General features: G+C 70.8%; 23 protein-coding genes, 1 pseudogene and 1 riboswitch. Of the genes and pseudogenes, 6 read left to right on the forward strand and 18 right to left on the reverse strand.

The features are described from left to right. Nucleotides 1–3: 3 nt before the first annotated feature. Nucleotides 4–1,641, reverse strand: coding sequence for a GMC oxidoreductase (locus tag HNR57_RS28730; protein WP_446696905.1), 1,638 nt, complete (start codon nucleotides 1,639–1,641; stop codon nucleotides 4–6). Nucleotides 1,642–1,764: 123 nt separating this feature from the next. After that, nucleotides 1,765–2,907, reverse strand: coding sequence for a glycosyltransferase family 4 protein (locus tag HNR57_RS28735; protein WP_184564392.1), 1,143 nt, complete (start codon nucleotides 2,905–2,907; stop codon nucleotides 1,765–1,767). A gap of 117 nt (nucleotides 2,908–3,024) precedes the next feature. Here HNR57_RS28735 and HNR57_RS28740 point away from each other — a divergent pair, with 117 nt between their 5' ends. Further along, entirely contained in the window at nucleotides 3,025–4,260 is a 1,236-nt protein-coding gene (locus HNR57_RS28740; RefSeq protein WP_184564394.1) for a glycosyltransferase 87 family protein, read from the forward strand. Here HNR57_RS28740 and HNR57_RS28745 read toward each other — a convergent pair. Next, nucleotides 4,221–5,543, reverse strand: coding sequence for an MATE family efflux transporter (locus HNR57_RS28745; RefSeq protein WP_184564396.1), 1,323 nt, complete (start codon nucleotides 5,541–5,543; stop codon nucleotides 4,221–4,223). The two genes, HNR57_RS28740 and HNR57_RS28745, sit on opposite strands and share 40 nt — an antisense overlap. A 120-nt stretch (nucleotides 5,544–5,663) precedes the next feature. Between HNR57_RS28745 and HNR57_RS28750 the strand changes: the two genes are divergently transcribed. Beyond that, nucleotides 5,664–6,194 (forward strand): PadR family transcriptional regulator, encoded by a 531-nt coding sequence (locus tag HNR57_RS28750; RefSeq protein WP_184564398.1) that lies wholly within the window; start codon nucleotides 5,664–5,666, stop codon nucleotides 6,192–6,194. A 24-nt stretch (nucleotides 6,195–6,218) separates the two neighbouring features. Here HNR57_RS28750 and HNR57_RS28755 read toward each other — a convergent pair whose 3' ends face one another. The 5 genes from HNR57_RS28755 to HNR57_RS28775 form a co-directional block, all read right to left on the reverse strand. Next, complete coding sequence (locus HNR57_RS28755; protein ID WP_184564400.1) at nucleotides 6,219–7,403, reverse strand: hypothetical protein; 1,185 nt, start codon at nucleotides 7,401–7,403, stop codon at nucleotides 6,219–6,221. 33 nt (nucleotides 7,404–7,436) lie between these two features. Beyond that, on the reverse strand, nucleotides 7,437–8,450 hold the full coding sequence (locus HNR57_RS28760; RefSeq protein ID WP_184564402.1) for a C40 family peptidase: 1,014 nt from the start codon (nucleotides 8,448–8,450) through the stop codon (nucleotides 7,437–7,439). A gap of 232 nt (nucleotides 8,451–8,682) precedes the next feature. Then, entirely contained in the window at nucleotides 8,683–9,723 is a 1,041-nt protein-coding gene (locus tag HNR57_RS28765; protein ID WP_184564404.1) for a C40 family peptidase, read from the reverse strand. 245 nt (nucleotides 9,724–9,968) lie between these two features. Beyond that, nucleotides 9,969–11,318: an NYN domain-containing protein gene (locus HNR57_RS28770; protein WP_184564406.1), complete on the reverse strand. Its 1,350-nt coding sequence runs from the start codon at nucleotides 11,316–11,318 to the stop codon at nucleotides 9,969–9,971. A 37-nt stretch (nucleotides 11,319–11,355) separates the two neighbouring features. Next, a complete protein-coding gene (locus HNR57_RS28775; protein ID WP_033312729.1) occupies nucleotides 11,356–11,595 on the reverse strand; it encodes a hypothetical protein in 240 nt (79 codons plus the stop codon). Between the two features lie 159 nt (nucleotides 11,596–11,754). Between HNR57_RS28775 and HNR57_RS28780 the strand changes: the two genes are divergently transcribed. Next, nucleotides 11,755–12,507: a rhomboid family intramembrane serine protease gene (locus HNR57_RS28780; protein ID WP_184564408.1), complete on the forward strand. Its 753-nt coding sequence runs from the start codon at nucleotides 11,755–11,757 to the stop codon at nucleotides 12,505–12,507. Continuing rightward, nucleotides 12,504–12,785 carry an Lrp/AsnC family transcriptional regulator gene (locus tag HNR57_RS28785; protein ID WP_030848030.1) on the forward strand — a complete coding sequence of 94 codons (282 nt, stop codon included), beginning with the start codon at nucleotides 12,504–12,506 and terminating at the stop codon, nucleotides 12,783–12,785. Before HNR57_RS28780 ends, HNR57_RS28785 begins: the two co-directional genes overlap by 4 nt. 322 nt (nucleotides 12,786–13,107) lie before the next feature. Here HNR57_RS28785 and HNR57_RS40650 read toward each other — a convergent pair whose 3' ends face one another. Further along, nucleotides 13,108–14,694, reverse strand: a complete 1,587-nt coding sequence (locus HNR57_RS40650) for a diguanylate cyclase domain-containing protein (protein ID WP_184564416.1) — start codon at nucleotides 14,692–14,694, stop codon at nucleotides 13,108–13,110. A 608-nt stretch (nucleotides 14,695–15,302) separates the two neighbouring features. Here HNR57_RS40650 and HNR57_RS28795 point away from each other — a divergent pair. Then, nucleotides 15,303–15,847: pseudogene (locus HNR57_RS28795) on the forward strand (glycerate kinase); the annotation flags it as partial. On the opposite strand, the gene HNR57_RS28800 reads toward HNR57_RS28795, so the two are convergent. From HNR57_RS28800 to ctaE, 6 genes are all read right to left on the reverse strand, one after another. Continuing rightward, the gene (locus tag HNR57_RS28800; RefSeq protein ID WP_184564418.1) at nucleotides 15,802–17,169 is read right to left on the reverse strand and encodes an aminotransferase class V-fold PLP-dependent enzyme; all 1,368 of its coding nucleotides are present in this window, start codon (nucleotides 17,167–17,169) and stop codon (nucleotides 15,802–15,804) included. The pseudogene HNR57_RS28795 and the gene HNR57_RS28800 overlap by 46 nt on opposite strands. A 135-nt stretch (nucleotides 17,170–17,304) precedes the next feature. After that, nucleotides 17,305–17,421, reverse strand: a riboswitch (SAM riboswitch). 83 nt (nucleotides 17,422–17,504) lie between these two features. Further along, a complete protein-coding gene (gene trpD / locus HNR57_RS28805) occupies nucleotides 17,505–18,569 on the reverse strand; it encodes an anthranilate phosphoribosyltransferase (RefSeq protein WP_184564420.1) in 1,065 nt (354 codons plus the stop codon). A gap of 125 nt (nucleotides 18,570–18,694) precedes the next feature. Beyond that, entirely contained in the window at nucleotides 18,695–20,317 is a 1,623-nt protein-coding gene (gene qcrB, locus HNR57_RS28810) for a cytochrome bc1 complex cytochrome b subunit (RefSeq protein ID WP_184564422.1), read from the reverse strand. Beyond that, nucleotides 20,314–21,387, reverse strand: a complete 1,074-nt coding sequence (qcrA, locus tag HNR57_RS28815; protein ID WP_184564424.1) for a cytochrome bc1 complex Rieske iron-sulfur subunit — start codon at nucleotides 21,385–21,387, stop codon at nucleotides 20,314–20,316. The genes qcrB and qcrA overlap by 4 nt, the downstream gene beginning before the upstream one ends. Beyond that, nucleotides 21,384–22,196, reverse strand: a complete 813-nt coding sequence (gene qcrC / locus HNR57_RS28820) for a cytochrome bc1 complex diheme cytochrome c subunit (RefSeq protein ID WP_033312738.1) — start codon at nucleotides 22,194–22,196, stop codon at nucleotides 21,384–21,386. The genes qcrA and qcrC overlap by 4 nt, the downstream gene beginning before the upstream one ends. A gap of 81 nt (nucleotides 22,197–22,277) precedes the next feature. Further along, complete coding sequence (ctaE, locus tag HNR57_RS28825) at nucleotides 22,278–22,898, reverse strand: aa3-type cytochrome oxidase subunit III (protein WP_033312739.1); 621 nt, start codon at nucleotides 22,896–22,898, stop codon at nucleotides 22,278–22,280. 145 nt (nucleotides 22,899–23,043) lie between these two features. Here ctaE and HNR57_RS28830 point away from each other — a divergent pair, with 145 nt between their 5' ends. Continuing rightward, the gene (locus HNR57_RS28830; RefSeq protein WP_184564426.1) at nucleotides 23,044–23,445 is read left to right on the forward strand and encodes a response regulator; all 402 of its coding nucleotides are present in this window, start codon (nucleotides 23,044–23,046) and stop codon (nucleotides 23,443–23,445) included. Nucleotides 23,446–23,541: 96 nt separating this feature from the next. Here the strand turns inward: HNR57_RS28830 and HNR57_RS28835 are convergent, their stop codons facing one another. From HNR57_RS28835 to HNR57_RS28845, 3 genes are all read right to left on the reverse strand, one after another. Then, nucleotides 23,542–24,795, reverse strand: a complete 1,254-nt coding sequence (locus tag HNR57_RS28835) for a L,D-transpeptidase (RefSeq protein ID WP_184564428.1) — start codon at nucleotides 24,793–24,795, stop codon at nucleotides 23,542–23,544. A 132-nt stretch (nucleotides 24,796–24,927) separates the two neighbouring features. Beyond that, complete coding sequence (locus HNR57_RS28840; protein WP_184564431.1) at nucleotides 24,928–25,326, reverse strand: cytochrome c oxidase subunit 4; 399 nt, start codon at nucleotides 25,324–25,326, stop codon at nucleotides 24,928–24,930. Further along, the coding region (locus tag HNR57_RS28845) for a cytochrome c oxidase subunit I (protein ID WP_184564433.1) at nucleotides 25,323–26,048 on the reverse strand (726 nt) is incomplete at its 5' end. The genes HNR57_RS28840 and HNR57_RS28845, both read right to left, overlap by 4 nt.

Consider the following 26,048-nt stretch of genomic DNA (forward strand, 5'->3'; position numbering starts at 1 on the left):
GCGTCATGGCGCGGTGTCCTCCACGAGGACCCGCGCCATCGTGCGTTCGGCGAGCGCGGTGATGGTCACGAAGGGGTTCACCCCGAGCGACCCGGGCACGAGCGAGCCGTCGGTGACGTACAGCCGGGAGTACCCCTTCACCCGTCCGTAGCCGTCGGTCGCCCTGCCCAGCACGCAGCCGCCCAGCGGGTGGTAGGTGAAGTCGTCGGCGAAGACCTTGCTCTTCGAGCCGAACAGGTCGTACCGGTAGATCGTCGCGTTGGCCGCGTTGATCCGGTCGAAGAGCCTCCTGGCCATGGCGACGGAGACCGCGGAGTGGGCGGCCGTCCAGCCGAGCCGGAGCCGGTCCGAGCCGGTGTCGTAGGAGAAGGACGCCCGTTCCGGGTTCCTGGTGATCGCCAGGTAGAGGCTCACCCAGTGCTCCAGGCCCGTCGGCAGCGGGGCGATCTCGGCGAAGACCGGGTTGGCGGTGTTCGCCCAGTCGTCGATGCCCATGACCGGCATGGTCGACTGGTTCGCGCCGACCGTGTCCCACAGGTGGTTGGCCCGGCCGAGCATCACGTTGCCGTTGGTGCCCCAGCCGGCCCCGACACTGGCGTCGAGCGCGGGCAAGGTGCCCGTCTCCCGGGCGCGCAGCAGCAGTTCGGTGGTGCCGAGGCTGCCGCCGCCGAGGAAGAGGTACGTGCAGCCGTACTCCTTGGTCTCGACGACGCGGCCGGTTTCGTCGATGCGGTCGGCGGTCAGGACGTAGGTGCCGTCCGGCGCGCGGCTGATCGCGCGCACCTTCTCCAGGGTGTGGATGGTGACCTTGCCGGTGCCGAGGGCGGTGGCGAGGTAGGTCTTGTCGAGGCTGCGCTTGCCGTGGTTGTTGCCGTAGATGACCTCGCCGCCGAGCGCCGACTTCGGGGCGGTGCCGGCCGCCTCGCGCTGCATGTGGCCGAAGTCGTAGACGCTGGGCACGAAGGTGGTCCGCAGGCCGGTCTTCTCGGCGTGCTTGCGGGAGACGCGGCTGAAGCGGTACCACTCCGTCGACTCGAACCAGGCCGGGTCGACGGTGTTCACTCCCAGGGCTGCCCGGGCGCGCGGGAAGTACGTGCCGTACATCTCGTCGGCGTCGACGGTGGGGAACTGCTCGGCGAAGTACGACCGGGGCGGGGTGACCGCCATGCTTCCGTTGACCAGGGAGCCGCCGCCGACGCCCCGGCCGACGTACACCGACATGTGGTCGAAGTGCACCCGGTCCAGGACGCCCGGGTAGCGGCCGATGTCCCGGTTGACGATGTCCAGCCAGAGAAAGGTGCCGAGGGGGGCCTCGGTGCGGTCGCGGAACCACATGGAGCGGTGGTCGGGTGCGCTGGTGGTGCAGAAGACCTTGCCGTCGGGGCCGGTGGTGTTCCAGAGGCGTCCCATCTCCAGGACGATCGTGCGGATGCCGGCCTGGCCGAGACGGAGGGCGGCGACCGCTCCGCCGTAGCCGGAGCCGACGACGATCGCCGGGGCGGTGTCGACTGCGTCGGGCTGCGCGGCTCGGGCGCTTTCGAGGCCGATGCGGGTGAAGCCGAGAGTGGCTGCGGTCTGCAGGGCTGCCATGCCCAGAATTTGACGTCTTGTCAGATGACGATGCGTCAGGTTGGATGTCATGGGCGCAGCATCGGCGGATTTTCGGGTTCCGCCTAGTGGGGTGCCGCTTGATCCTTGTGGGCGGGTGCGGGTTGTTTGCGGTTCCTCGCGCAGTTCCCCGCGCCCTCAAGAAGGCAAGCTGCACTACAGCAAGCTTTTGAGGTGCTCCGCCAGCAGGTCCCAGCGCCACTTCTCCTCGACCCACTCCCGGCCACGCTCCCCCATCCTGCGACGCAGCTCGGCGTCGGCGAGGAGGACGGTGATGCGGTCGGCGGCCTCCTCGGCGGAGCCGCCTCGCACCACCCAGCCCGTCTCGCCGTCCAGGACCGCGTCCGGGGCGCCGCCCGAGTCGCCGGCCACGACCGGGAGGCCCGTCGCGGACGCCTCCAGGTAGACGATGCCGAGGCCCTCCACGTCCAGGCCGCCGCGGCGGGTGCGGCAGGGCATCGCGAAGACGTCGCCGGCGCCGTAGTGGGCGGGCAGCTCGGACCAGGGCACGGCCCCGGTGAAGCGTACGGCCGATGCGACGCCGGTCTCGTGCGCGAGCCGCCGCAGGTCCTTCTCGTAGGGGCCGCAGCCGACGATCAGCAGGACGGTGTCGGGCTCGGCCGCCAGGATGCGCGGCATGGCCCGGATCAGGGTGTCCTGGCCCTTGCGGCGCACCAGCCGGGAGACGCAGACCACGACCGGGCGGTCCGTCAGGCCCAGCCGGGCCCGTACCTCCTCGCCGCCCGAGCCGGGGTGGAAGGTCTTCTCGTCGACCCCGGGCGGCAGCTGCGCCATCCGGGCGGCCGCCCCGGGCGTCAGGGCGGAGGCGATCCGGGAGCGGGTGTACTCGCCGAGGTAGGTGATGGTGTCGGTGGAGTCCCCGATCCGCCGCAGCAGCTGCCGCGCGGCGGGCAGCTGCGCCCAGCCGGCCTCGTGCCCGTGCGTGGTGGCCACCAGCCGCTCGGCGCCCGCGGCGCGCAGCGCCGGTGCCATCAGGCCGAGCGGGGCCGCCGCCCCGAACCACACCGAGGTGCAGCCGTGCTCACGCAGCAGCCCGACGGCCCGCCGGGTGGCACCCGGCGTCGGCAGCAGCATGGTCGTACGGTCCCGTACGACGGTGAAGGGCTGCTCGGCGTCAAAGGCGCGGGTCGCCTCGACGCCCTCCCGCGTCCGCTTCCAGGTCGAGGCGTAGACGACCAGTTGCTGCGGGTCCAGCCGCAGCGCCATGTTGTGCAGGAACGCCTGGATGCCACCGGGCCGGGGCGGGAAGTCGTTGGTCACGATCAGGGTCTTGCGCACGCCGCCGACCCTACCGAACGGCCCTCACGGCCGTACGCGGCGGCGGGTATGGCACGCTCACAGCTGACGGGCCCATCATGGCCCCCTCGACACGGCGCGCGAACGGGCAGGGATCACGTGAAGACGACGGGCACGAGGCGGTCCCTGGCATGGCTGCCGGTGGTCTGGTGTCTCACGAGGCTGTTGCTGCTGCTGTTCGTCCTGAAGGTGTACGTCTTCCCGGGCCCGGACGTCACGAGTGACGTGCACGTGATCTACCGGGGCTGGTACGAGGTCCTCAGTGCCGGAACGTTCCCGCTGCGCGACGTCACCTGGCAGTACCCGCCCGCCGCAGCCCTGGCGATCCTCTCCCCCGGCCTGCTGCCCTTCCTGGACTACGGCACCGCGTTCTTCGTGCTCATCTGCGTCACCGACCTGGCCGTGCTGGCCCTGATGACGTACGCCGGACGCCGCCCGGGCCGCTCGCTGCGCGGCGCCTGGGTGTGGGTGACCGGCGTCCCGCTGCTCGGCCCGACGGTCTACGCCCGCTACGACGTGATGGTCACGGCGGTGGCCATGGCCGCACTGCTGGCGGGCGCCCGGCACCCGAAGGCGCTGGGGGCCCTGGCCGCCTTCGGCGCCCTGCTGAAGGTCTGGCCGGCGATGCTGCTGCTGGCCGCCCGCCGCCGCAGCGCCTGGGTGTCGGCCCTGGTGACGGGCATCGTGGTGACGGGCGCGTTCGCGCTGGCCATGCCGGGCGCGTTCGCGTTCCTGACCTTCCAGCGCGACCGGGGCACCGAGGTTGAGTCGCTGGGCGCGCTGGTCTTCCATGTCGCCCGGCACTTCGGCTGGCAGGGCGAGGTGAAGCTGAACTACGGCTCGATCGAGTTCATCGGGCCGTACGTGAGCGAGGTGAGCACGGGCGCGCTGTTCCTGACCGGGGCGGCCTTCGGCTGGCTGGTGCTGTGGCGGCTGCTGGCCCGGCACTTCGAAGAGCACACCCTCGTCGACGCGGCCTTCGTGGCGGTGCTGATGTTCACCACCACCAGCCGGGTGATCAGCCCGCAGTACATGGTGTGGCTGGTCGGACTGGCGGCGGTGTGCCTGTACTTCCCCGGGAGCCGGATGCGGCTGCCGGTCGTCCTGGTGCTGGTGGCGTGCTTCGTGACGGTGCTGGAGTTCCCGTTCTACTTCGCCAACGTCGTCGCCAGCGACGGCCTCGGCCTCACCCTGCTGTTCCTGCGCAACGGCCTGCTGGTGGCCGCCGCGCTCCTCGCGGCCCGCGCCCTGTGGCGTGCGACGGTGCCGCGCACCCTCCCGGCCGCCGTGCCCGCTCAGCCCGTCCGCACCGACGAGACCCCTGTCTCCTCCTGAGCCGGGTCCCGCCGGAACAGCAACCCCGCCGCCGCGCACTGCACGGCCGCCGCGAGCGCCATCGCGAGGCACACCCCGGGCAGCCCGAACCCCGTGAGGGCGTACGCCAGTCCCAGCTGGACGGCCGTCCCGAGCACGGTCACCCGCAGCAGCACCGAGGCCCGCCCGGCGCCCTCGAAGACCCCGCCGAGCGCGATGAGACAGCCCAGCAGGACCAGGTAGGGCCCGACGCGGCGCAGGAACAGCACGCCCTCGCCCGCGACGCCGGGCCCGGCGCCGAAGGCGGCCATGATCCAGGGGGCGGCGAGGGCCAGGAGCACGGCCGCGGCGAGCCCCAGGGCGCCGGAGAGGAGCACGGCCTGCCGCCCGATCGTCCGCCGGGCGTCCTGACCCGCGCCCCGCGTGTGCGCGGTGTGGATGGAGGCGGCCTGCCGGACGGCGTAGAAGGCCATGGTGGCCACGTACATGACCTTGTAGGCGATCGCGTACGCCGCCACCGCCGTCACCCCGAGCCGCGCCACGATCGCGACCAGGACCAGGGCGCCGGTCTGCCGCACGGTGAAGTCGGCGGACATGGGCAGGCCGGTCCGCAGCGTGCGCCGCAGGGAGACGTCCAGACACTCGCCCGGTTCGGCCGAGCGGGCCGTGCGCAGCAGGGTGCTGCGCCGCAGCGCGACGAGTCCGGCCCCGAGCGCCGCGCACCGGGACAGCACCGTCGCGGCGGCGGCGCCCCGGACGCCGTAGAGGTGGATGAAGAGCGGGTCGAGAACCAGGATCAGGCCGTTGGCCAGCAGGGCGAGGCGCATCGGGGTGCGGGTGTCGCCGGTGCCCTTGAGGATGCCGTCGACGAGCTGCTGGGCGAAGAAGACGGCCAGGCCGGGCATGGAGAGCGTGAAGTAGGCGACGGCGAGCGGGAGGGCGGCGCCGTCGGCCCCGCCCAGCACCAGCCGGGCCAGCGGTTCGCGCCCCAGCAGGCCACAGGCCACCACCACCGGTGTGACCAGCGCCCACAACGCCCATCCGCCCCGCACCGCCGCCCGTACGGCGGCGGGGTCGCGGGCGCCCCGGGCGTGCGCGACCAGCACGGTGGTGCCGGAGCCGAAGACCAGGGCGATGCCGAGCAACACGTTCTCCGTGGTGGTCGCCACGGCGACGGCGGCCACGGCCGGTCCGCCCAGCCGGGCGACCCAGACGGTGTTGATGATCCCGGCGGCGACGGAGGCGAGGAGCGAGAAGTAGACGGGCCGGGCGAGCAGCACGAGCTGTGCGCGATGGGCGTTCACGGTGACGGTCCCCCTGAGTCCTGATGAACCCCGATGCGGCCTACCTCGGTCCGAGCTATATCGATTCGAGGTAGCTCGCTAAGAGGTAGCATGCGCTCTGAGCCGTCCGCAAGGAGGACCATGCTGGAGCTGTCGATCCTGGGCTTCCTGGCCGAGGAGCCCCTGCACGGCTACGAGTTGAAGGAACGCATCAAGGCGCTGACCGGGCATGTGCGTCCGGTCAGCGACGGCGCGCTCTACCCGGCGATCACCCGGCTGACCACCGCGGGCCTGCTCGACCAGCGCACCGAGCCGGGCGCGAGCGCGGCCCCGCGCCGGATCCTCGCCCTCACCCCCAAGGGCCGGGAGGAACTGGTGGCGCGCCTGCGCGACCCGAAGCAGACGGAGATCACCGACCACGTCCGCTTCAACACGGTCCTCGCGTTCCTGCGCCACCTGCCCGACCGGCACGAGCAGGCCGCGGTGCTGCGCCGCCGGCTGGACTTCCTCGAGACGCCGGCGAGCTTCTTCTACGACTCCGGCAAGCCGGTCCGCGCCGAGGACTCCGACGACCTGTTCCGCCAGGGCATGCTGCGCGTGGCCCGGGCGACGGGCGAGGCCGAACGGGCGTGGCTGCGGGAGGCCGTCGAGCTGCTCGACCGGCCGGAGTGAGGCCGCGGACGGTCCGGCCCCGGGTCAGCCCAGCTGCTCCCGCAGGTACTCACGCCACTGCTCGGTGAAGGCCTCCGGCGTCGTCCCCAGCACCTTCCGCATCGCGTCCTCCACCGCACCGGACCGCTCCCGGTGCTCACCGACGGCCCGGTAGAAGTCGCCCAGCCGGGACTCGCCCCAGCGCTCGGCGATCAGCCGGCACGCCGTCCAGCCGCTCTCGTAGGAGCGGGCCAGGCGGCTCGCGTCGCCGGTGAAGCCGAAGTCCTCGTCGTCCGGGAGCGTGGTGGGGACCCGACCGGCGGCGACCGCCCGGGAGAGTTCGGGCGCGGCCTCCGCGGGGGTGCGGCCGGTGGCGCGGTAGCCGACCCAGTCGGCGTACCCCTCGGACAGCCACAGGGGCGTGGCGGCCGTGGTGCGGGCGCGGGTGGCGACGTGGGTGGTCTCGTGGGTGACGACGACCTGCTCGCCGAGACCGCCGAGGAGCGCGAACGCGTCCGGGTTGACGATGATCCGGTCCGCCGGCGCCCGGTCGCGCGCACCCGTCTCGCCGGTGGTGACCGCCGCGATCCCCCGGTAGGAGGAGGCGGGCGAGCCGAGCAGCCCCGCCATCCCCTCCAGTGACCTCGGCACGAGTACGACGACCCGCCGGCTCCATCGCGTGCCCCAGGCGTCCGACACGGCGGGCACCGCACGGTCGGCCAGGTCCGCGAACTCCCGCAGCGCCCGCCCCGACTGCCCGACGCCGAGCACCAGGCTGTACCGGCCCCGGACGAGGTGCACCGCCCCCTGGTCCCAGAGCTGCTGCGCGGACTTCTTCGCGGGCCGGTCGGTGTCGACGGACCACGTGCCGTCAGCGCCCCGGCTCAGCCGCAGGGTGCGCAAGGCGGTCACCGGCGCCCGGTCGTACCCGGCGACGCGGTAGCGCAGTTCGGCGTCGGCGGTGGCCGTGTCGCCGGTGCGGCGCAGTCCGGTCACCCGGTACGACCAGGCGGCCACGGGCACCGCGCGCAGTCTGGCGAAGTCCGTCCCCGTGCCCGTGCGTTCGTAGGCCCGCTCGTCGCGGTCCAGGACGGCTGCGGCCCGCCGGTCCAGGAGCCGCTGGACGTCGACCGTGGCACGGTCGGCGGCGGGCCGCCCGCCGCACCCCGTCAGGGCGACGAGCAGCACGACGAGCGCCACGAGCACGGACCCCGACCTTCGACCAGCCACGTTCCCGATCGTACGGGCGCCGGGCCGCCCTGGTCAGACCCTGGTGACCGACGAGACGGGCATCATCCCGACCGGGTCGTAGCGCACGGGCGCGCCGGGGTAGGGCGCGTGGATGACCTGGCCGTTGCCCATGTACATCCCGACGTGGCTGGCGTCGCCCCGGTAGACGACCAGGTCACCGGGGCGCGCCTCGGACAGCGGGATCTGCCGGCCGGCGTACCGCTGGGCCTGCGAGGTGCGCGGCAGAGAGACCCCGGCCTGCGCGTACGACCACTGCATCAGGCCCGAACAGTCGAAGCCGGAGGGCCCGTTGGCGCCCCAGACGTAGGGCTTGCCGAGCGCGCTGCGGGCGGCGGCGACGGCGGCCGACCCGCGTCCCGAGGCGGCGGTGGCGCCGCCCAGGCCGGGCAGGCCGCCGCGGCCGGAGCGGGAGGCCCGGCCGTACGCCTCGCGCTCGGCGTCCGGCAGGGAGTTGAGCAGCCGCCGGGCCGTGGCGAGCTTGCGCTCGACGGTCTTCTTGTACGCCGCGACGGCCTTGCGGCTCCGGTCCAGTTCGCGGAGCTTGCCGGCGGCCTCCTCGCGGTCCTGGGCGAGTTCGCGCATGGCGTGCCGGAGTTCCCTCAGCTCACCGGCCTGGTGGGCGGTGAGGCGGTCGAGCCGGGACGCGTGGTCGAGGTAGTCGTCCGGGTCGTCGGAGAACAGCAGGGCGAGGGACGGGTCGATGCCGCCCTCGCGGTACTGGGCGCCGGCCAGCGAACCGAGGGAGTCCCGCAGGGAGTTGACGCGATGCTGCCCGCGGGCGATGCGGTCCCGGGCGGTGCCGGCCTCTGCGCGCAGTTCGTCGGCGCGTTCGTCGGCCGCGTTGTAGGCCTCGGTCGCCTTCTCGGCCTGCTCGTAGAGCCGGTCCACCGTGGCCCGGGTGTCGTCGTGCGGTGCTGCGGCGGCCGGTACCGCGGCCACGGCGGCGGCCGCGACGGACAGGAAGCTGACCGCGGCACCGGCGCCCCGGTCGAACCCGGACGGTGCAAGTCGGCGATGGGACCCCACGGGAAGCCGCTCTCCTTCCGCTGGCGGACTTGGAACGCGGCAGACAGTAGCCCCGCAACCGGGGGCCGCCAACGACCATCCGTGGGTATCCAGCACGGCGCCCCGCCGCTGACGCAGGTCAATGGCGGGGCGTGGGCTCACTCGGGCTGTTGCGATTCGCCTGAACGGCGGACACGGTGTCCTGATCTTGAGGACGCCGGCAGTCTCCGGGGGACGGCGAGGGGGGCCGGGATCAGACCCGGACGCCGAACATGAACGGGCCGCCGATGGTGTCCATCGACTCGTAGCGGACGACCGTGCCGGTGCGCGGGGCGTGGATGATCTGCCCGTTGCCCGCGTAGAGGCCCACGTGGTGCAGGTCGTTGAAGAAGAAGACCAGGTCGCCGACCTTGAGCTGGCTGACCGAGTAGATCTTGGTGCCGGCCCCGGTCTGGGCCTCGGAGGTACGCGGGATCTGGACGCCGGCCGCGGCGTACGCCCGGGAGGTGAGGCCGGAGCAGTCGTAGGAGCTCATGCCCGTGGCGCCGTAGACGTAGGGCTTGCCGAGCTGGCTCTGGGCGAAGGCGAAGGCGGCGGCGGCGCGGCCCGAGCCGGGCGGGACGTCGGCGGTGAGGGCGTCGCGCTCGGCGGTCCGGCTGGCGCGGTTCTGCTCGGCGGCCAGTGCGGCCTTCTCGGCGGCGCTGAGGGTGTTGAGCAGCTTCTGCGCGGAGGAGAGCTTGCCCTGGACTTCCTTCTTCTTCTTGCCGAGTTCGGTCCGGGTGGAGGCGAGGTCCTTGAGCTTCTCGGAGGCCTCGGCGCGCTCCTGGGCGAGTTCGCGCTGCTTCTCCTGGACCTTCTTCAGCGCCTCGACCTGCTGGCTGCTCAGCTGGTCGAGCGTGGAGGCCTTGTCCAGGTAGTCCTCCGGGTTCGCGGAGAGGAACAGCTGGACGGAGGGGTCGATGGAGCCGGTGCGGTACTGCGAGGCGGCGGCGAGGCCCAGGCTGTCGCGAAGCTCGTTGAGCTCCTCCTGGCCGCGGGCCACGTTGTCCTGGATGGTGGAGATCTCCTTCTGGAGCTTCTCCTGCTTCTCCTTGGCCCCGTTGTACTTCTCGGTGGCCTGCTCCGCCTCTTCGTAGAGCTTGTCGACCTTGGCCTTGACCTCGTCCTTGCTCGGCTTCTCGCTGGGGGCGGCGTTGGCGGCCTGCGAGCTGAAGGCGACGGCAGCGGCGGCGGCGGTGGTCAGCACGGTCACACGTGCGCGGCTCGGCTGCTTCGGACGACGGTGGGACGCCACGGGTGACAAGCTCCTTCTGGCCCCTCCGCCGTCTCTCCCGATGAGTGATCACCCGAGCGGAGGTTCGGCCCGACCCTAGTGACCTTCCTGTGATCAGTTCAAATCCTCAGATGAAAAATTGCGTCACGGTAGGCCAACTTTTCCTCTGGACTCACGGGCGGTGAGACCCACTTGACGCAACGTGGCTCACAGGTCCCACCAATTCGGGCATCACGCCCGGACGTTACGCATGGGGCGTACGTCTCCTAGGACCGCGAAAGGCGCTTGAGGAGCGTCGCCGAGGCCACCGGGCGGGCACCGGCGCGGGCAACGCCGTCGGCGACCTCGCGGTCGGTGGAGGCCACGATGACCGGGCGGCCCGGGGGTTCGGCCCGCACCAGCTGGCGGATCAGCTCGTCGGCGGTGACACCCGGCTTCGAGAAGAGCACCCGGACCCCGCGCGGCGGCGCGAGCAGCACCGGCGCGGCGAGTTCGGCACCGTCGAAGACGCAGGTCACCTCGGCACCGCTCTGCGCGGCCAGTTGGGACAGCTGCCCGAGCAGCCTGAGACGCTGCTTCTCCAGCGGCATCTGCGGATAGCCCGTCTTGGTGACGTTGTAGCCGTCGACGACGAGATGGGCCTGCGGCAGCGCCAGCAGCTGGTCCAGGACCTGCGGGTCGTTCTCCGACAGGGCGCGGGCGGCGATGTCCTTCGGGGACATCCGGCCCGGCTCGACGGCGTCGACGGTCTCGGCGGGGCGCACCGACACCGGCGGCAGGGCCAGTTCACGGCGGAGCCCCTGGGTGGCGTCCAGCAGGGTGTCCAGCAGCAGCCGTACCCGCATGTCCTCGACGCTGCGGCCCTCGCGGGCGGCCCGGCGCGCGGCCTCCAGGGCGGCCTCGCTCTCGCCCAGCCGGGACTTGAGCCGCCGGGTCTCACTCTCGGCGGCGGACACCTGGGCCTGCCCTTCGGCGCGGACGGCTTCGATCTCGCCCCGTGCCTTGCGCAGGGCGGCCTCGCCGCGCTTGACGTCGCTGAGGGCGGCACGCAGCTTGCGGTGCAGCGACTCGGTTTCCTTTTTGGCCGATTCCAGCTCCGTGCGCAGCCGCTCGGTCTCGGCCCGGGTATGGTCGCGGGCCCGGTCCAGTTCGGCGCGCAGCCGTTCCAGCTCGGCCCGGCCCTCCTCGTCGGCGCGCTCCGCGTCGGCCCGCTGGGCTTCCTCGCCGGCGGCGGTCACCTGCTTCACCCAGCCGGGGGGCCGCAGTACGTAGGCCGCGGCCGCCACGTCGAGCGGGTCCGCGGCCGGGGGCGGGGAGCCTGAGTCCAGGGCGCCGGTCAGCTCCGGCTGGGCCTCTCTGAGCTTCTCCCCGATGCGCTGCCGGAACAGCGGATCGGTCTCCAGCGCGGCCGCCATCGCGTTGCCGGCGAACTTCGCCCGGCGGTTCGGTGCGAACCGGGCGTACTGCCGGAGCTGGGCGGGCAGCTCCCCGACCGTCAGCGCGCCGAAGGCGTCGGAGACGATCTGCACGACCCTGTGGCGCACGCCGTCGGGCAGCGGACGGTCGAGCACCTCGGCGGCGCCGTCGCCCGGCCCCCCGCCCGTGGTCTCCACCATCCGTCACACCCCAATGCCTGAGCGGGGCCGGCTGCCGTCAGGAGCCGGCGCCCGGCCTGTCCACGAGTTCCACCTGGTCCACCGCGTTGCACCAGCGGCAGCGCACCGACTCGATGGTCTCACTGAGCACCTCGCGCTCCTCGACCTTCGGCTCTCCGGCCAGGTCGAGGTGGACGTATTCGACGACCTTCGCCGAGCGGGTCACGTCGAACCTCGTGAGGTTGCCGCAGAGGGTGCAGCGCCACCGCGTCTCGGCGGTCGGCAGGGGAACCGTCATCGTGACCTGTTCTCTTTCCTTCTAGTGTCCGCGACGCGACCGGCATCCCCGGTGCGTGTGGCTCGTAACCCTACGGCCTGGCGGGTACCCGCCGCCCGCGCGTCCACGGCGGCGAGGCGGTCTGGGTGGTTGCGTCCGGTTACGTCATGCTCTGTGTTCATGATCCGCAAGTGGAGTGCGCCGATCGTCCGGGCCGGCAGATCGGTCAGGGGGTCGTCGGCGCCGGTGACGTACTCACTGATCGCCCTGTGCTGCCTGGCCTTCCTGGCCGGACCCGCTTCGGGTCTGAATCCGGCCTACGGAACGGGCGACGAACTGCTCGCCGTGCAGCGGGCCTACTTCCGGCGCTGGGGGGTGATCCCCGCAGAACTGTTCGAAGGGTCCGCCGGATCGGCCCTCACCCCCGCGACCGCGCTCTTCGTCCACGGCAGCTGGGTGCACCTGCTCGGCAACATGCTCTTCCTCTACGTCTTCGGGGCGATGACCGAGGAGCGGATGGGCCGAGTGCAGTTCACCCTCTTCTACGTCGGCTGCGGCTACCTGGCCCTGCTGGGCTACGCCGTCGCCAACGCGGACTCCGAGCAGTCCCTGGTCGGTGCCTCGGGGGCGATCTCCGCCGTCCTCGGTGCGTTCCTGTACCTGTTCCCGCGGGCCCGGGTGACCAGTCTCCTGCCGTTCCTCTTCTTCCTGCCGGTGCGTTTCCCGGCGTGGGTGGTGCTGCCGTTCTGGGCGGCGCTGCAGTGGCTGGCGGCCGGGCGGGCCTCGGACGGGCCGGGGGTGGCCTACCTCGCCCACCTGATCGGATTCGGTCTGGGCTTCGGCTATGCGTCGGTCCGCTACGGCCGTCCCACCAGCCCTACTAGAGTGAAGGCCGCCCCTGCTCCGGCTCCCGAGGGAGAGAACCAGCCGTGATCACCGCGATCGTCCTCATCAAGACCAGCGTGGACCGGATCCCCGAGATCGCCGAGTCGATCGCGGCGCTGGACAGCGTCAGCGAGGTCTTCTCCGTCACGGGCACCTACGACCTGATCGCGATGGTCCGGGTCAAGGAGCACGAGGACCTCGCGGAGGTCATCCCGGGCCGGATCAGCAAGATCCCCGGGGTGGAGGGGACCGACACCCACGTGGCGTTCCGCACGTACTCCCAGCACGACCTGGAGGCGGCGTTCTCGATCGGGCTGGACAACTAGGGCCGTCCCGCCCGCCGGGTCCCCGATGAGGAGTTCTTCATCCGGGCTTCATCCCGCTCCCCGGGTGCCGTGCGCAGGATCGGGCCCATGGTTTCTCTCGCCGGCCGGCCGCCCTGTCCGCCGTCGTGCTGATCCCGCCGGGCATCGCCGCGACCAACTTCGCGCTCGCGGACAGCCCCGCGTCGCCCGGGTGCCCTCCCAGCAGGCCGAGCTGGACCACGGCTCGCCCACGCCCACCTCTGGCGACGACGACGGCCCCGGCTCCGACGGCTGACATTCACCCTCGGCAGCCCCAACCAAGGGTTTGCCGGAGTCTTCGGCGTCAGCGCACCGCATCATCGGCGGGCGCCGCCTGAAGCATACGGATGCGCCCCTTTCCCGCGGCTTTGGCCTGGTACATGGCCAGGTCGGCGTTGTGCAGGAGTTCGTCCGGCGTGATCCCTGGGGTGGCTACCGCGATGCCGACGGAAGCCGAAACCACTGCATCGATGCTGTTGATGCGGTACGGCTTGGACAGGGCGGACACGAATCGCTCGGCCACCTCCCTGACTGTGAAGGGGCATGCTCCTGCCTCGCCCTCCAGGAGCGCGGCGAATTCATCCCCGCCGAGGCGGGCGACGGTGTCACCGGCTCGCACGCAATCCTGGAGCCGCCGGGCGGCAAGGCGGAGCAGGGCGTCGCCCGTCGCGTGTCCGTTGGAGTCGTTGACGGCCTTGAAGCCGTCCAGGTCCACGAAGAGCACCGCGGGAGGGGCCGTCCTGGCCGTGCGCTTGCGCAGGGCGTGGGCGACTCTGTCGGCGAACAGCGCGCGGTTGGGCAGGCCGGTCAACGTGTCGTGGAAAGCCAGGTGCTCGAGCTGTGCCTGCAATTCGACCCGCTTGGTCACGTCACGGCTGTTGAAGATCAAACCTTCGGGGTGGTGGCTGATCGTCGACTCCACGTGGCACCATCGCCCATCAGCCGCCCGGACACGGCAGGACACCCGGGCGCCCGGGCCGCTGGTGCCTGAGGCGGCCTCCTGCCGCAACGTCTCGACCGCGTGCAGCAGCGCGGACATGTCGTCCGGGTGGCAGTACAGCGGCAGGCGGGCGCCCACCAGGTCCTCGGGCAGGTATCCGAACACCTCGCGGGCGGCCGGGCTGACGTAGAGCAGGTGACCATCCAGGTCGGCGATGGTGATCACGTCGCTCGATCCGTCGACCAGCGTGCGGTAACGGGCGTCACGGGCTGCGGCCTCGCGCATGAGCCGCAGATTGTCGGCATGAGCGACACCCTGCCGGGCACCGAGCCCGAGGAGTACCGAACCTGCCAGGACGACCATCACGACATCGATGTCGCCGCCGGCCAGCGCGTGAGCCGCCAGGGCCAGCTCGCAGACCACCACCGGCACAAACGCCGCCACGGCTGCAATGACCGGCGTCGCGCGCCGGTCGACTTCCATGGCGCTGGCACCACCGGGCAGCCACGGCGTGACGGCAACGAGGAGCAGGCCCATCACCGAACAGGCCCCCGCGAGAGGAATTCCGCACCAGACGCCCGGAGCGGGCAAGAGGATCCGCAGCATGTCACTCGCGGCCAAGATGGTGAGGGCCACGGCAGCCACCGTGGTAGCTGTGCGCTCTTGGCGGTTCAGGTAGAAACGCAACGCGGCCAGCAGTCCCAGGACGAGGATGTCCGTGACCACACGGGCGAGACCCATCAGCGATGGCCACACATCACTGCCCTGGTCTGCGCGATGCAACAGCAGCACCCAGCCCAGGGTGAGCAGCGACCCTGCGATCAACCAGCCATCCAGCAGCCTCCGCAGCCAGACCAGGGGCGTGCCTCCCTCCGTGGCTGCGAGCACCAGCCCGGCGATCCCCAGCCCCAGACACACGGCGAGCCCGGTAAGGGCCAGGAGCCCAGCCACTGAGTGAAGAACACCGGCAGACCGTGCGGGAGATGAAGAGGTCTGCCCGACCACCAGATGGTGCAGGCCGCCTGATACCAGCGAAACAGCGAGCAGCCCCAGGCGAAGACGCACCCGTCCCATAACCCCCCGGGCCCTTGCAAGCAGGGAAAGGGCCGCAAGAGCGTGCGCAGCCGGTACCACCGTGCCCGCGCTCAGGAACGCGGCCGCAGCCACACCTACTGCCCCGGCTGCGGCGACCGCCAAGCCCACGCACATTGCCTTGCCCGCTCCTGCTCCCGGCAGCCGCCCGATGCGGGCGGCGGTCATCGAACCGCCTCGAGCGGCCCGTGCCTGCACCATGCGAACCCCCCGGGGTGGTCAACCTGACAAGGGCAGCCACACGATTCCCAAGACAACTCCAATGCGACAAGAGGGTAGGAGGATCTACATGCCCTCCCCGCAGGAGCAGCGTGGAGTTCGCCCGAAATGGCGACAGCCGCTGTGCTTCGAGGATCGGCGACGTTGCAGCTGGTAGGCAGAACGCTGCTGAACCCCTTCAGCGAGGTGCCGGCCCTGGGTGGCGGGCCTCGCCCTCGCCAAGGTCCTCGCCGACCGGAGGCGGCTGGTCGCGGCTGCTGGACGCGAAGGGGCGCGAACTCCCCCACGGCGGCCGGGAGCTGACACGCCTTCACCGCATCGAGCCCACCGGCCTGGACCCCCGGCTCACGGAGGTGGAGCTGCTCGTCGCCTGCAACCCGTACAACGTGCTGTGCGGCGAGCGGGGTGTGGCCCGGGTCTTCGGCCCGCAGAAGGGTGCGACGCCCGCGCAGGTGGAGGAGCTGTCGGCGGCCCTGGAGAACTGGGCGTTCGTCCGGGGCCCGGTACGGGAGCCTCCGGCGGCCTGGGGGCGGGTCTGGCCGCCCTGGGCGCCCGGCTGCTCCCCCGCCTGGCCCTGGCCGGCACGCTCGGCGAGGGCGCGGGCGAGGTGCCGGGCGTGGACGCCTGCCACGGCATCCTGCACGCCCCGATGGAGCCGGCCGAGGCCCTGCTGCGCGCGAGCGAGCTCCTCACCGACGCCACCGAACGCGCCCTGCCGATGATCGTCCTGCGCACCCGGCTGCCGGTTCAGGCGGAGGTGTCCGGCACGCAGCGCCCGTCCTCCGTGCGGTAGTTCCACTTCGCCCCGTCCGTCACGAGCTCCCTGACCGCCCGTACGAACCGCTCCACGTGCTCGTCCGGCGTGCCCGCGCCGAAGCTGACCCGGATGGCGTTGAGCGACTTCTCCCCGGGCGCCGCCTCGGGCGACCCGCACTCGCCCTGCGCCTGCGGGTCGCTGCCGAGCAGCGTGCGCAGCAGCGGGTGCGCGCAGAACAGCCCGTCCCGGACGCCGATGCCGTACTCGGCGGACAGGGCGGCGGCGAAGTGCGAGCTGTTCCAGCCCTCGACGACGAAGGAGAGCACGCCGACGCGCGGGGCGTCGTCCCCGAACAGGGACAGGAACCGCACCTGGGGGACGTCGGAGAGCCCCTCCCGTACCGTGCGGACCAGGTGCTGCTCACGGGCGACGAGGGTGTCGAAGCCGGCCTCGGTCAGCGCCCTGCAGGCCGAGGCGACGGCGTAGGCGCCGATGACGTTGGGCGACCCGGCCTCGTGGCGGGCGGCGCTGTCGTGCCACTCCACGTCCACTCCCCCGTCCTCGCGCCGGCTGACCTTGCGGCTGGCGCCGCCGCCCGCGAGGTACGGCTCGGCAGCGCGCAGCCAGTCGGCCCGCCCGGCCAGGACGCCCGAGCCGAAGGGCGCGTACAGCTTGTGCCCGGAGAAGGCGACCCAGTCGACGTCGAGGTCCGCGACGGACACCGGGTGGTGCGGGGCCAGTTGGGCGGCGTCCAGCACGATCCGCGCGCCGTGGGCGTGCGCGGCCGCCGCGAGTTCCCGTACGGGCCACAGCTCGCCGGTGACGTTCGAGGCTCCGGTGACGCAGACCAGGGCCGGCCCGTGGGGGTCACGGTCGGCGAGGGCGCGCTCCAGGGTCTCGACGGCCTGGTGCGGGCTGCGCGGGGCGTCGAGGTAGGTGACGCGGGCGTTCCGCCACGGCAGCAGGGAGGCGTGGTGCTCGGTCTCGAAGACGAAGACCTGGCAGTCGGCGGGCAGCGCGTCGGCGAGGAGGTTGAGGGAGTCGGTGGTCGACCGCGTGAACACGACCTGGTCGCCCTCGCGGCAGCCGAGGAACTCGGCGACGGTCCGGCGGGCGTTCTCGAACAGGTCGGTGGAGAGCTGCGAGAGGTACCCGGCACCGCGGTGGACGCTGCCGTAGTACGGCGCGTAGGCGGCGACGTCGTCCCAGACCCGCTGGAGCGCCGGGGCACTGGCGGCGTAGTCGAGCGCGGCGTAGGCGACCTCGCCCCCGGTCACGAGCGGCACGGTGACATCCCGTCCCAGAACGGGCAGCGGGGCACAAACGGACTGGTCGGCGGCAAGGGTGGAGACAGACATGACGGAACTCCCGTGAAAGCAGGTGGAATCCGCCCGCGAGCGCGTACGGCTCAAGCGGGGGGGTGCAAGGAAAAGGGGATGCGGAGGCGGGGCTCTGCGGCCCTATCGCATTCGCTGGTTCACGGAAGGCTCCTCGTCACGCGCTTGCCGTAGACCTCGCTGCCTACGGCCCGGTCTTCACCCGGGGCACCCCGCCACGGACGGAGGGTTGCCGGACAGTCGGCCGGGGCCTCATGACTGTCACTCATGACCTGATCAGGAACGTACGCGAAGAGATCGGCGTCCCGCAACCCGAGTCCGGATCGCGGGACGCCGGTCCCTTCGCCTACGGGATCCTACGCGTTGCTCGCGGCCACCCAGCGCTCCAGCGTCCGCTTCGCCGCCCCCGAGTCGATCGACTCGGCCGCCTTCGCCATCCCGGCGCGGATCTGCTCGGCCAGCGGCGCGGCGGTGGGCTCCAGGGCCACCAGCGCCGCCGCCGAGTTCAGCAGGACCGCCTCGCGGACCGGACCGGTCTCGCCGTCCAGCAGACGGCGGGCGACCTCGGCGTTGTAGGAGGCGTCGGCGCCGCGGAGCGCCTCCACGGGAACCAGTTCGAGGCCCACGTCACGCGGGTCGAAGGCCTCCTCGGTCACCTCGCCGTCCCGGACGATCCACACCCGGGAGGTGGCCGTCGTGGTCAGTTCGTCCAGACCGTCGTCGCCCCGGAAGACCAGGGACGAGTTGCCGCGCTCGGCGAAGACGCCCGCGACGATCGGCGCCATGCGCGGGTCCGCCACACCGACCGCCTGGGCACGGACCCGGGCCGGATTGGTGAGCGGGCCGAGGGCGTTGAACACTGTGCGGATGCCCAACTGGCCGCGGGCCGCGCCCGCGTGCCGCAGCGCCGGGTGGAACTTCACCGCGAAACAGAAGGTGATCCCGGCCTCGTCGGCGACCTCCGCGACCCGGTGCAGCGGCAGCTCCAGGTTGACGCCGAGCTTCTCCAGCACGTCGGAGGCCCCGGACGCCGAGGACGCGGCCCGGTTGCCGTGCTTGACGACCTTCGCACCGGTGCCGGCGACGACGATCGAGGACATCGTGGAGATGTTGACCGTCTTCGCGCCGTCACCGCCGGTGCCGACGATGTCGACCGTCGCCCCGGGCACCTCGATCACGTTGGCGTGCTCGTACATCGTGCGGACCAGGCCGTTGATCTCCTCGACGGTCTCGCCCTTGGCGCGCAGCGCCACGACGAACCCGGCGATCTGCGCCTCGGTCGCCTCGCCGCGCATGATCCGGTCCATCGCCCAGGCGGTGTCGTCCGCGCCCAGGTGCCTGCCGTCCAGCAGGCCGTTCAGCAGCCGGGGCCAGGAGCGGCCCGCCGCGGTGTCGCCTCCAGCGGGGGTCACAGCGCTCATAAGCCGCTCCAGGGTGGTCGTACGTCACGTAAAAGCAGTGGTCCCACCCTATCCAGCCCCGAGCACCACGAAGGGCCCCGTCCGAACACCGGACGAGGCCCCTCTGTGGCGTGGCGAAGCAGTGATCAGTGGTGGCCGTGGCCGCTCGTGATCTCCCGGTACTCCTCGGCGGTGGGCTTCGGGATCTGGGCGCCCTCGCCGTAGTAGGCGTCGCTGAGCTTGGCGCGCAGCTTCTCGGAGCCCTTCACCTTGCGCTCGACACCGTTCTCGTCGACCGTCGGGCCGATCTCGGCCGGCTGGTACTGCTCGTGCGCCGTGAGCGTGTACATCTGCTCCTGGCTGAGCGGCTCGTGCACCTCGATGAACTCACCGTGCGGCAGGCGCTTGATGATGCCCGACTCGCGGCCGTGCAGCACCTTCTCCTTGTCCCGGCGCTGCAGGCCGAGGCAGATGCGCTTGGTGACGATGAAGGCGAGGACCGGTCCGACGAAGAACCCGATCCGGACGAACCAGGTCACCGCGTTGATCGACAGGTGGAAGTGGGTGGCGACGATGTCGTTGCCACCGCCGATCAGCATGATGATGTAGCCGGTGACCCACGCGACACCGACACCGGTGCGGGTCGGGGCGTTGCGCGGCCGGTCCAGGATGTGGTGCTCGCGCTTGTCCCCGGTGACCCACGACTCGATGAACGGGTAGAGGGCGATGATCGCGAGGAACACACCGAAGAGCACCAGCGGGATGAACACGCCCAGGACCAGGGTGTGGCCCCAGAGGTTGATCTCCCAGCCCGGCATCGCACGGATCAGGCCTTCGGCGAAGCCCATGTACCAGTCGGGCTGGGCACCGGTCGACACCTGGTCGGGCCGGTACGGGCCGAGGACCCAGATCGGGTTGATCGTCGCGATCGCGGCGAGGGCCGAGATGACACCGAAGACCAGGAAGAAGAAGCCTCCGGCCTTGGCCATGTAGACCGGCAGCAGCGGCATGCCGACGACGTTCTTGTTGGTCCGGCCGGGGCCCGCGAACTGGGTGTGCTTGTGGTAGAAGACCAGGATCAGGTGGCCGACCACGAGCCCGAGCATGATGCCCGGCAGCAGCAGGATGTGGATCGAGTAGAACCGGGCGACGAAGTCGGTGCCCGGGAACTCCCCGCCGAACAGGAACATCGAGATGTACGTGCCCACGATCGGCACGGACAGGATCGCGCCCTGCGTGAAGCGGACACCGGTGCCGGAGAGCAGGTCGTCCGGGAGCGAGTAGCCGGTGAAGCCGGTGAACATGCCCAGGACGAACAGCAGGAAGCCGAACAGCCAGTTGATCTCGCGCGGCTTGCGGAACGCGCCGGTGAAGAAGACGCGCATCATGTGCACGAACATGCCGGCGAGGAAGATGATCGCCGCCCAGTGGTGGATCTGCCGGATGAGCAGACCGCCGCGGACGTCGAAGCTGATGTCCAGCGTGGAGGCGAACGCCTCCGACATCAGCTGCCCCTGAAGCGGGACGTAACTGCCGTGGTACTCCACCTCGTTCATCGACGGGTGGAAGAACAGCGTCAGGTACACACCCGTGAGGATGATGATGATGAAGCTGTAGAGGCAGATCTCACCCAGCATGAAGGACCAGTGGTCCGGGAAGATCTTGCGCATGTTGGCCTTGGCCAGGGAGTAGATCCCGAGGCGGCCGTCGGCCCAGTCGGCGACCCGCTCACCCGCGGGCGCCTTGCGTCGTTCTTGTGCAGTGCTCATCCGCGCTCCCAGAAAGCAGGGCCGACGGGCTCGTCGAAGTCGCCGAGCGCCTCAAGATAGCCCTCGTCGTTCACGCCGATGCGGAGCTGCGGCAGGGCGTGACCGGCGGGACCGAAGATCACTCGGGCACCGTCGGAGAGGTCGAAGGTGGACTGGTGGCACGGGCAGAGCACGTGGTGCGTCTGCTGCTCGTACAGGGAGATCGGGCAGCCGACGTGGGTGCAGATCTTCGAGTACGCGACGATGCCCTCGTGCGACCACTCGAGCTCGCGCTTGTCCTTGATGTCCTCCGGCTGGATCCGGACGATCATCAGGGCGGCCTTGGCGATCTCGTTCTGGAACGAGTGGTCGTGCTCCTCCAGGCCCTCGGGCTTGGCGAAGGTCAGCGAACCGACCGCGACGTCGGACGGACGCAGCGGCTCGTTCGTGTTCATGTTGACGAGCAGCTTGCCCTTGGACCACAGCGTGTGGCGGAGCTTCGTGCCGGGCAGCGGACCGAGGTCGCGCAGCAGCACGACGCCGGAGAGCGGCACCAGCGTGAGCGCGCCGAGCATCGTGTTGCGGATCAGCTTGCGGCGGCCGAGCGCGGACTCCTTGGCGCCCTGCTTGAAGTCCGCGAAGACCTTCTCGCGGACCTCGGGGGTCGCCTCGATCGGGTGCCGCTCGTCGGCGACCTCCACGTCCGACATCAGGGTGCGGGCCCAGTGGACGGCGCCGGCGCCGATGCAGAACAGCGCGATGCCGAGCGTCATGCCCAGCGCGAAGTTCAGGGCGCTGATGTGGCCGAGCGGCCAGATGTAGACCGACTTGTCGACCGGGATCGCCACGAACGAGGCGATGAAGCCGACCGTGGCCAGCATCGACGTCGTGAACATCAGGGCGACCGAGCGCTCCGACCGCTTGGCGGCCCGCTCGTCGACGTCCTGGACCCGGTGCTCGTGGGGCGGCAGGCCCGGGTCGGCGAACGGGTGCTTGTCGTCCGCGACGCTCACCGCGTCGTGCCCGTGCTGGTCATGTCCTGCGGACTGCGCGGCAGGCAGGTTCTCTTCTGGAATGTCTTGGCTACTCATGACTTCTTGGCCTTTGCGGTCCGGGCGGCGACCCACACGGCGACGGCGATCAGACCGCCGAGACCGAAGATCCAGCCGAACAGGCCCTCGCTGACCGGCCCGAGGCCACCCAGTTCGAGGCCGCCGGGGCTCTCGGTCTTTTCGCTGTTGACCGCGTCGAGGTACGCGATGATGTCCTTCTTGTTCTTCTCCGACAGCGTGGTGTCGGGGAAGGACGGCATGTTCTGCGGGCCGGTCTGCATGGCCTCGTAGATGTGCTTCGGGGAGACGCCCTCGAGGGTCGGCGCGTACTTGCCGTGCGTCAGCGCGCCGCCCTTGCCGGTGAAGTTGTGGCACTGCGCGCAGTTGGTGCGGAACAGCTCACCGCCCTTGGCGATGTCGGCACCCTCGGGGCCGTACTGCTCCTCCGTCGGGATCGACGGACCGGCGCCCAGCGAGGCGATGTACGCCGCGAGCTGGTCGATCTCGGCCTGCGAGTAGATGTTCTTCTTCTCCGGGACCTGGGGGCCCTGGGAGGTGGCGGCCGGCATACGGCCCGTGGCCACCTGGAAGTCGACGGCCGCGGCGCCCACACCCACCAGGCTCGGCCCGTCGGAGGTGCCCTGACCGCCGGTGCCGTGGCAACTGGCGCAGCCGACGGCGTAGAGCTTCTTGCCCTCCTCGATGGTGAGGGACTGGGCGGTTTCGTCGGCCTGCGCCTTGTCCGCGGGTGCGAACACGGCGTACAGCCCCCCGGTGCATGCCAGCGCGAGGAGTAGGACGACGAGCGCCGCCAGCGGGTGGCGTCGTCGTGCGGAGAGCTTTTTCACGGATTACCCCGGTGTCAGGATCTTCTGCGTCGATGCTTCTGGGATGCGCGCTTCGTCGAGCACGCGCGGATGCGGGCCCTGCTACTTGATCATGTAGATCGTGGCGAAGAGACCGATCCAGACGACATCGACGAAGTGCCAGTAGTAGGACACGACGATCGCGGCCGTCGCCTGCTCGTGGGTGAACCTCCGGGCCGCGTAGGTCCGGCCCAGGACCAGCAGGAAGGCGATGAGTCCGCCCGTCACGTGCAGTCCGTGGAAGCCGGTGGTCAGGTAGAACACCGAGCCGTACGGGTCGGAGGACAGGGACAGGCCCGCCTCCTTGACCAGCTCCGTGTACTCGAAGACCTGACCGCCGATGAAGATCGCACCCATCACGAAGGTGACGATGAACCACATCCGCAGCTTCTTCACGTCACCGCGCTCGGCGGCGAAGACGCCGAGCTGGCAGGTGAGGGAGGAGAGCACCAGGATGGTGGTGTTCGTCGCCGAGAACGGGAAGTTGAGATGGGCAGCCATCTCCTTCCAGTGATCGGGACCCGTCACCGATCGCAGGGTGAAGTACATCGCGAAGAGGGCCGCGAAGAACATCAGCTCGGAACTCAGCCAGATGATGGTTCCGACGCTGGTGAGGTTCGGCCGGTTGACCGACGGGTGCGCGTGCCCGGTTTCTACTGTCGTTGCTGTCGCCACGACCGACATTATGTCGGTCGCTTATCCCGCCCTCACTCCGGGGGGTGCCGTTCGGAGTGTCTTGCCCGGTCGTACCGGTGTTGACGTGGTGTTCAAGGGAGTAGCATCCGGCCCAAGGGGCCTGTCCTTACGACGCTGACGTCACGGAGGAACAATGCAGCCGACCGCCACGGTGCTGGTCTACAGCGACGACTCCAACACCCGCGAGCAGGTGCGGCTCGCCACGGGACGGAGGCCGGCTCCGGACGTCCCCGTGGTGGAGTTCCTGGAGTGCGCGACTCCGGCCGCCGTGCTCAAGGAGCTGGACCGGGGCGGGATCGACGTCTGTGTACTGGACGGCGAGGCCGTGCCGATGGGGGGCATGGGGGTCTGCCGGCAGATCAAGGACGAGGTGTTCGACTGCCCGCCGGTGCTGCTGCTGATCGGGCGGCCCCAGGACGCGTGGCTGGCGACCTGGAGCCGGGCGGAGGCGGCCGTGACCCTGCCGGTGGAGCCGGTGGAGTTCGCCTCCGCGTTGGCTTCGCTGCTGCGGGAGAAGGCGGCGTTGAACGCCTAGGAGCCCGGTTCGTCTCGTTGTGCTGCGGCAGCGGGCGTGGGGGGGCTGTTCGCGCAGTTCCCCGCGCCCCTTGGGGGACGTGCCCCCTGAGGGCGTTCAGACGCTCTGCGGGCGCAGCCGGGCCTGCTCGGCCGCTGCCGGGCCGTCCGGGGTGCCGCCCAGGAGGGCGCTGCCGGTGCGCCACTTCGCCCAGTCGAGGTTCCAGTCGCCGAAGCCGTTGCCGAAGGGGGCCATCATGTCGCCGCCGGAGTTCACGACCTTGACGATGTCGCCCTCGCGGACGGTCTCGTAGAACCAGGCGGCGTTCTCGGTGCTCATGCCGGTGCAGCCGTGGCTGACGTTGGCGTAGCCCTGGGAGCCGACGGACCAGGGGGCGGCGTGGACGTACTCGCCGCTGTTGGTGACCCGGACCGAGTGGTGCACCATCAGGTCGTAGAAGTCCGAGGCGCCGATGCTGGCGCTGGTCATGCGGACGGTGCCCTCCTTGGCCAGGACGACCTTGACGCCGTTGCGGGTGTCGTAGCCGGGCATACCCGTGGTGACCGGTATCTGCCGGACGACCTCGTCGTTCTTGTAGACGGTCATCTGGTGGGCGGCGGCGTCCGTGACGGCCACGAGCTTGTCCGCAGTGGTGAAGGTCAGCGGCTTGGCCTTGCCGCCCCACATCCGGTCGCCGATCTTGATGCCCTGCAGGTTGCTGCGGACCTGGACGGTGGCCTGGGCGGGCCAGTAGTCCTTCGGGCGGTAGTGGAGCTTCTTGTCGTCCACCCAGTGCCAGGCGCCGTCCGTGGAAGGCGTCGAGGAGACCTTGAGGGCGCGTTCCACGACGGCCCGCTGGGCCTTGTCCTTGACGGGCTGGCTCAGCACGGCCGTGACGGGCTGGCCGACGCCGTAGGTGCCCGCCTTGGGGCCGAAGGTGACGTTCAGGCTCTTCTTGGTGGTGGGCTTGCCGGTGTCGAAGGTGACCACCTTGCGGCCGGGTGCCCCGTCCTCGTCCTCGGTGCTCACACGGACCGTGTAGCTGGCGTTTGCGGCGAGCGGGGAGGTGCTGTGCCAGCGGCTGCCGTCGGCGGCGAGTTCGCCCGCCACGTAGCGTCCTGAGGCGTCGTGGGCCGTGACGTCCGTGATGCGCCCGTCGGAGTCCTCGACGACCTCCAGGGGCTTGTCCGGGTCGGCCTTCTTGCGCCCTTCCGAGGGGGCGTTGAAGGAGACCTGGTCCGCCGCGTCGTAGGGGCGGGCAGCCAGCGGGTTGCCGTCCGAGCCGCAGGCGGTGACGCCCGCGCAGAGGGCGATCACCAGCAGTGTGCAGCCGACGACGGTGCGGGGGCGGGATATCGCTGTGTGGCTCATGAGCTCACGCTAGGAAGCCGCGTCAACAGCGGCACGCCGAGCGACCCGGACGAGTGACACCTGATTACGGCAAAAGCAGGGGCCCGGACGCTCCTTGCGGAGTGTCCGGGCCCCTGAAGCGCTCGGCGCGTGTTACTGGGTGCGGTTCTCACCGCGGTAGTACTCGAACACCCAGCCCCAGACGCCGATCAGGATGATCGGCAGCGAGAAGTACATCAGCCACCAGCCGATCGCGATCGACAGGAAGGCGAGGGCGCCGCCGATGGCGAGCGAGAGCGGCTGCCAGCTGTGCGGGCTGAAGAACCCGACCTCGCCGGCGTCGTCCGCGACGTCCGCCTCCTTGTCGTCCTGTGCGCCCACGTCGACCCGCTTGGCCGTGAAGCCGAGGTAGAAGCCGATCATGATGCACAGGCCGAAGGCCAGGAAGAGGGCCGTGGTGCCGGCCGGCTCCTTCGACCACACGCCATAGACGACCGCCATGACGAGCACGAAGACGCTCAGCCACATGAACATCTTGCCCTGGATCTTCACTTGCCGGCCTCCTTGCCGCCAGCGAGGGACTTCTCGCCGTGACCGACGTTCTCGAGCTGGTCGAGTGCGGCGATCTCCGGGTGGTGCAGGTCGAACGCCGGGGATTCGCTGCGGATCCGCGGCATGGTGATGAAGTTGTGCCGCGGCGGCGGGCAGGAGGTCGCCCACTCCAGGGAGCGGCCGTAGCCCCACGGGTCGTCGACCTCGACCGGCTTGCCGTACTTGGCCGTCTTCCACACGTTGTAGAAGAACGGCAGGATCGACATGCCGAGCAGGAACGAGCTGATCGTCGAGATCGTGTTCAGCGCGGTGAAGCCGTCGGCCGCCAGGTAGTCGGCGTAACGACGCGGCATGCCCTCGGCGCCGAGCCAGTGCTGGACCAGGAACGTGCCGTGGAAGCCGATGAACAGCGTCCAGAAGGTGATCTTGCCGAGGCGCTCGTCCAGCATCTTGCCGGTCCACTTCGGCCACCAGAAGTGGAAGCCGGAGAACATCGCGAACACCACGGTGCCGAAGACGACGTAGTGGAAGTGGGCCACCACGAAGTACGAGTCGGAGACGTGGAAGTCCATCGGCGGCGAGGCCAGGATGACACCGGTCAGACCACCGAAGGTGAAGGTGATCAGGAAGCCCGTGGCCCAGAGCATCGGTGTCTCGAAGGACAGCGAGCCCTTCCACATCGTGCCGATCCAGTTGAAGAACTTCACCCCGGTGGGGACCGC

It is taken from the genome of Streptomyces paradoxus, from assembly GCF_014202475.1.
GTDB lineage: Bacteria > Actinomycetota > Actinomycetes > Streptomycetales > Streptomycetaceae > Streptomyces > Streptomyces paradoxus.

What these genes read in the sequence shown, in the direction of transcription:
- HNR57_RS28730 (WP_446696905.1), bottom strand. Translation starts at nt 1,641, where the DNA reads ATGACATCCAACCTGACGCATCGTCATCTGACAAGACGTCAAATTCTG.
- HNR57_RS28750 (WP_184564398.1), top strand. Translation starts at nt 5,664, where the DNA reads ATGCTGGAGCTGTCGATCCTGGGCTTCCTGGCCGAGGAGCCCCTGCAC.
- HNR57_RS28770 (WP_184564406.1), bottom strand. Translation starts at nt 11,318, where the DNA reads ATGGTGGAGACCACGGGCGGGGGGCCGGGCGACGGCGCCGCCGAGGTG.
- HNR57_RS28775 (WP_033312729.1), bottom strand. Translation starts at nt 11,595, where the DNA reads ATGACGGTTCCCCTGCCGACCGCCGAGACGCGGTGGCGCTGCACCCTC.
- HNR57_RS28780 (WP_184564408.1), top strand. Translation starts at nt 11,755, where the DNA reads ATGATCCGCAAGTGGAGTGCGCCGATCGTCCGGGCCGGCAGATCGGTC.
- HNR57_RS28800 (WP_184564418.1), bottom strand. Translation starts at nt 17,169, where the DNA reads ATGTCTGTCTCCACCCTTGCCGCCGACCAGTCCGTTTGTGCCCCGCTG.
- trpD (WP_184564420.1), bottom strand. Translation starts at nt 18,569, where the DNA reads ATGAGCGCTGTGACCCCCGCTGGAGGCGACACCGCGGCGGGCCGCTCC.
- qcrB (WP_184564422.1), bottom strand. Translation starts at nt 20,317, where the DNA reads ATGAGCACTGCACAAGAACGACGCAAGGCGCCCGCGGGTGAGCGGGTC.
- qcrA (WP_184564424.1), bottom strand. Translation starts at nt 21,387, where the DNA reads ATGAGTAGCCAAGACATTCCAGAAGAGAACCTGCCTGCCGCGCAGTCC.
- ctaE (WP_033312739.1), bottom strand. Translation starts at nt 22,898, where the DNA reads ATGTCGGTCGTGGCGACAGCAACGACAGTAGAAACCGGGCACGCGCAC.
- HNR57_RS28830 (WP_184564426.1), top strand. Translation starts at nt 23,044, where the DNA reads ATGCAGCCGACCGCCACGGTGCTGGTCTACAGCGACGACTCCAACACC.
- HNR57_RS28835 (WP_184564428.1), bottom strand. Translation starts at nt 24,795, where the DNA reads ATGAGCCACACAGCGATATCCCGCCCCCGCACCGTCGTCGGCTGCACA.